Annotated in this window: 5 protein-coding genes; 1 reads left to right on the top strand and 4 read right to left on the bottom strand. The window is 43.2% G+C overall.

Translation table 11 applies throughout. From position 1 onward, the window contains the following. The 3 genes from AB4Z17_RS32185 to AB4Z17_RS32175 form a co-directional block, all read right to left on the bottom strand. Positions 1-469: HAD family hydrolase (locus AB4Z17_RS32185; RefSeq protein WP_441964399.1), on the bottom strand; the 469-nt coding region annotated here is incomplete at its 3' end. A 28-nt stretch (positions 470-497) separates the two neighbouring features. Continuing rightward, the gene (locus AB4Z17_RS32180) at positions 498-1,049 is read right to left on the bottom strand and encodes an NUDIX hydrolase (RefSeq protein WP_441964397.1); all 552 of its coding nucleotides are present in this window, start codon (positions 1,047-1,049) and stop codon (positions 498-500) included. Between the two features lie 171 nt (positions 1,050-1,220). Beyond that, a complete protein-coding gene (locus AB4Z17_RS32175; protein WP_441964395.1) occupies positions 1,221-2,420 on the bottom strand; it encodes an oxalate decarboxylase family bicupin in 1,200 nt (399 codons plus the stop codon). A gap of 137 nt (positions 2,421-2,557) precedes the next feature. Between AB4Z17_RS32175 and nagZ the strand changes: the two genes are divergently transcribed. Continuing rightward, the gene (gene nagZ / locus AB4Z17_RS32170; RefSeq protein WP_441964393.1) at positions 2,558-3,823 is read left to right on the top strand and encodes a beta-N-acetylhexosaminidase; all 1,266 of its coding nucleotides are present in this window, start codon (positions 2,558-2,560) and stop codon (positions 3,821-3,823) included. 121 nt (positions 3,824-3,944) lie between these two features. On the opposite strand, the gene fabI is transcribed toward nagZ, so the two are convergent. Next, positions 3,945-4,693: enoyl-ACP reductase FabI (fabI, locus tag AB4Z17_RS32165; protein WP_441964391.1), on the bottom strand; the 749-nt coding region annotated here is incomplete at its 5' end.

Genomic DNA, 4,693 nt, shown 5'->3' with positions numbered 1-4,693 from the left:
CTCCAAGCTTCTGCAGCGCCAGCAAATACAGCTCCGGATCAGGTTTGACCCGTTCGACCTCATCAGCCGTACTGAAGCTGTCAAAATAATGATCCAATTGATGTTTAACCAAATAGGGCTTTATCCAAGAAAGCTGAGAGCTGGATGCGAGACCAACTTTGAGATTCATGCGCTTCGCCTCATTCAAGTAGTCCATCACGCCTGGGCGAATATCAGCTGACTTAAGCAGCTCTGCATAGACTTCTTTGAATTTTGCTTTAACAGCTGCTAAATCTATCGTTTCAGTTACACAATCGGCGATATAAGTATAAGGGTTAAATTGATCCAGCGACGTCCCTACACATTTGGCATACAGCGTCACAGGCAGCTCTACTCCATATTCCTCATAAACTTGACGAAAAGCATAATAAGAGGGTGTTTCCGTATCAATAATAAGACCGTCAAAATCAAAGACCAACGCTTTAATCAATCGACTCATCCTCTCTACTGTACATTCATTATCTATGCGATTCTTGTTTAATCGCGTAACCGCTTAAATATAGCTCTCTACTAGAAGTATCTGATTCGATGCTGGAAGAAATCTGTTTATGTTTTATATCCATTAAATTCTCGTTTTTATAGACGCAATGATGATCGTAACTATGGGCTTCATTCAGCATCATAGGCAGTGTGGTTGGAATATTGGACACGATGCCGACATTGTTTTTATCCATAATCCATTCGAATGTTTTCCAATCCAAAATCCCTTCATCTGTTTTCTTAGGTGTCGCATATTCAAAGGAAGCCGGCACTTCTGCTAAATACGCATACATGCCGCCAAAATCAAAATTATCGCCAGACCAGGTAACTAATCCTTTAAAATGCAAATCGTAATGACGAATACCCGTTTCTTCTTCAAGCTCTCTAATCATCGCTTCCCTCGGAGACTCCTGCGGTTCAAGCTTGCCGCCAATCCCATTCCAGCAGCCCATCCAGCTGGATTTCTCTCGATTAAGCAACAATATTTCATTAGCGCGTTTAATAAAACAAATATTATATTTCAGCATCATCGTTCTCCTATGTTCGTGTTCTTATATAAAATTTGTACTATTCCTATCTATCAGCATAGCTATACTTTACCACATTGCTGTTTTAGAAGAGAACCTGTCCACAAAATTAAGAAGATTCCCCAAAAAGCTTGAAATCACTTTTTAGAAAATCTTCATTATCATCATATCTGCTTACTTCGGTTTATAGGAGAAGTTTGGATATTTTACAACAGGCCATTTCTCTTTGCGCAGGGCATCCATCAGCTCCGGACCGACATGCAAATTACTTTCAACCAGTTCACACGGAGTTAGCGCCATCCACTGGTTCAATGACACATCAACAAAGCGATCACTTTTGAACATCTCCAAAAACCAAAGTGATTGGCTGCCCGTATTTTGGATATAATGTCCATAAGCAAATGGTACGTATCCAACGTCACCTGCCCGATAATCAAAGGTTCGAGCGACACCGTTTCCAGCAAACACGGTCATACGACCCTGTCCAGCAAGATAATATTGCCACTCATCGTTGTTTGGATGCCAGTGAAGCTCTCGCATTCCTCCCGGCAGTATCTCTACGAGGGCAGCAGCAATCGTTTTCGAGATGGGAAAGTTCGAGGAATCCACAATCCGCACACTTCCGCCAGGAGTTTTAAGTGGTGGCTGCGCCAACAAGCGATGTGTAAAAGGAGATGGAACCTCCCCATATGGTGATTGCACCTTTTGGCTTTCAATCGACCCTGGCACCTCATCCTGATAAATATAAACCTGATCGGTAGGAATATGTTGAAAAGCGCTTTCGGGAACGCCAAAATTTGCAGACAACACGTCTTTTGGGGTATGTGCAAACCAATCGGATATGGATAATGTATTCAGATCAGAGAAGGTGCCATCATCAAAAACAAGCAAAAATTCGCAGCCGCCCTCAAGCCCTTGAATGGAATGAGGGATGCCAGCCGGAAAATACCAAAGATCTCCTTCACCGATGTCAGCGATCATATTGCGTCCAGCTTGATCAACTGAAGTAATTCGTGCTTTACCAAGCAGCATATAAGCCCATTCGGCTTGCTGATGCCAGTGCATCTCCCGAACGCCGCCTGCTGTGAGACTCATATTGACTGCCGCGAGAGTTGTTGCGATCGGTAAGTTTCGAACGGTTACCTCGCGTGACCAGCCGCCTTTGTTTAATTGCATATGTGTATCCGAGAATGAAAATTTCAAATTAGGAAGCAAACCCGAATCGGTAACGGGGGGAACGAGCATGTTCGGGTTTTCAATATCACGCATAATATCACGCGGACCTTGGTCTATATTTCCCGTTCCATCACTTGCTCGAATGGGCTGAGGGATAACTGTGCCGCTATTTGGATCTTGCGGATGATCCTCCATCATAGTCCTCCTCGACTTTAAAATAAGTGTAGTAGCTTTCATAACCTATACAGCTTATGATGGGGAAATGAGCAATATTCAAATTGTCAGCAGGCATAAGTCGTGCCAATAAAGGTGATCATGCAACGAGGGAGGAATTTATGATGATAAAAAAAGCAGTTACACTACTAACCCTTTTAATCATTTGTTCAAGTTGCAGCACGGGTAACACTTCAACATCTCCATCGCCAACAATACGTCCAAGTGACCAGCCAACGATTATGCCTAGCCCGAAACCGACTGACAAATCGACTGACAAGCCAGCGGAACAAAATGATCCGCTCAAACAAAAAATCGCCAACATGACTTTAGATGAGAAAATCGGCCAAATGGTCATCGTAGGTCTTGAAGGTACTTCAATGGATAAGCAGGCAAAAGAGCTGATTGAAAAATACCGGGTTGGCGGATTTATTTTGTATAAGGACAATATGAACGATGCAGCACAAATATTAAAACTGCTTAATCAGCTAAAAGAAACCAATCAAAAAAACCAAACACCTCTATGGTTAAGTGTCGATCAAGAGGGCGGGAAAGTGAATCGTATGCCCGAAGAGTACATTAAGCTTCCTCCCCCCGCTGAGGTAGGTAAAGCAGGCAATACCGATTACACATTTCAAATTGGACAAGCGCTTGGCGAAGAAGTTCGCTCCATCGGATTTAACATGGATTTTGCGCCTGTATTAGATATTAACAGCAACCCAAAAAATCCTGTCATCGGCAATCGATCCTATGGGTCGAGCGCAGAAACAGTCATTACACATGGCCTGGAAACGATGAAAGCCATTCAATCTAAGCAAGTGGCTGCAGTCGTCAAGCATTTTCCAGGACACGGCGATACTTCAGTAGATTCTCACCTCGATCTGCCAGTCGTGAATAAATCCTTGGCAGAGCTTAAGGCATTTGAGCTGCTTCCATTCGTCGAAGCGATCCAGCAGGATACCGATGCGATTATGATTGCCCATTTGTTAATTCCGAAGATTGATAAAGACTACCCTGCTTCCCTTTCCAAAAAGATGATTTCGAAATTATTGCGCGAGGAACTCGGTTATGAAGGAGTCGTTATGACTGATGATATGACGATGGGCGGCATAACGGAGCATTTTGATGTTGGGAAAGCTGCAGTCACATCAATTTTGGCTGGAAGTGATATCATCCTCATCGGACATGATTACAAAACGCAGCTATCCGTCCTCCAATCGCTCAAAAAAAATGCACGCGACGGCGTTATTTCAAGGGATATGCTGGATAAAAGCGTTTATCGCATTTTAAGCTTAAAAGAAAAGTATAAGCTTGAAGATAAAACACTACCTTCTATAAATGTAAAAGCTGTCAATCTTCAAATCAAAGCCGCTATTCAATCAAAATAAAGTGAATTGCAGGAGACAAATCTACCTATAGTTCGAATCGACTCTACCGTATAGGTTAAAACATCCATAAAAAAAGCTCAGACCTCGTTATGAGATCTGAGCCATTTTTTATTTTAACGAATTACAAAGCAAGAATGTGATAACCGGCATCCACGTGAAGAACTTCCCCTGTGATGCCTCTCGACAACTGGCTAAGCAAAAACATCGTTGCATCTCCAACTTCATCCTGATCTATATTGCGACGAAGCGGCGCTCTTTCTTCGATCGTGGACATAATGTCATTAAAGCCTGAAACGCCTTTTGCAGCAAGCGTCCGAATTGGACCAGCAGATACCGCGTTAACACGAATGCCATATTTACCCAAATCCTCAGCTAAGTACATTACACTGGCTTCAAGCGCGGCTTTCGCAACGCCCATAACATTATAGTTTTTTACCACACGTTCTGCGCCGATATACGTTTGCGTAACGATGCTTCCGCCTTCGGTCATAAGCTTCTTCGCTTCACGCGCAACGGCAACTAACGAGTAGGAGCTGGAGTTTTGCGCAAGCAGATAACCTTCTCTTGTTGTGTCTAAATATTCCCCTTGCAGCTCATCCTTCTCAGCAAACGCGACGGAATGAACTACGCCATGAATAACGCCAACCTTCTGCTCCAATTGCTTAAATGCCTCAATAACACTATTGTCATCAAGCACATCGCAGGAAACGGCTTCCAACGCTTCTATTTGATGCTGCTCGAGCAGTTTTTTGAGTTTTTCCAATGATCTTTCCTTACGGTAAGTGAAAACCAGCTTTGCACCTTGATTGTGCAGTGATTTAGCTACTCCCCATGCTATGCTGCGTTCATTGGCTACACCCATAATTACGA

The organism is Paenibacillus sp. TAF43_2 (genome assembly GCF_052113545.1).
GTDB lineage: Bacteria > Bacillota > Bacilli > Paenibacillales > Paenibacillaceae > Pristimantibacillus.
Note: the sequence above shows the minus strand (reverse complement) of the source record. Positions and strands in the feature narration are given on the sequence as shown.

Coding starts and splice junctions, on each gene's coding strand:
- AB4Z17_RS32180 (WP_441964397.1), bottom strand. CDS start 1,049: ATGATGCTGAAATATAATATTTGTTTTATTAAACGCGCTAATGAAATA.
- AB4Z17_RS32175 (WP_441964395.1), bottom strand. CDS start 2,420: ATGATGGAGGATCATCCGCAAGATCCAAATAGCGGCACAGTTATCCCT.
- nagZ (WP_441964393.1), top strand. CDS start 2,558: ATGATGATAAAAAAAGCAGTTACACTACTAACCCTTTTAATCATTTGT.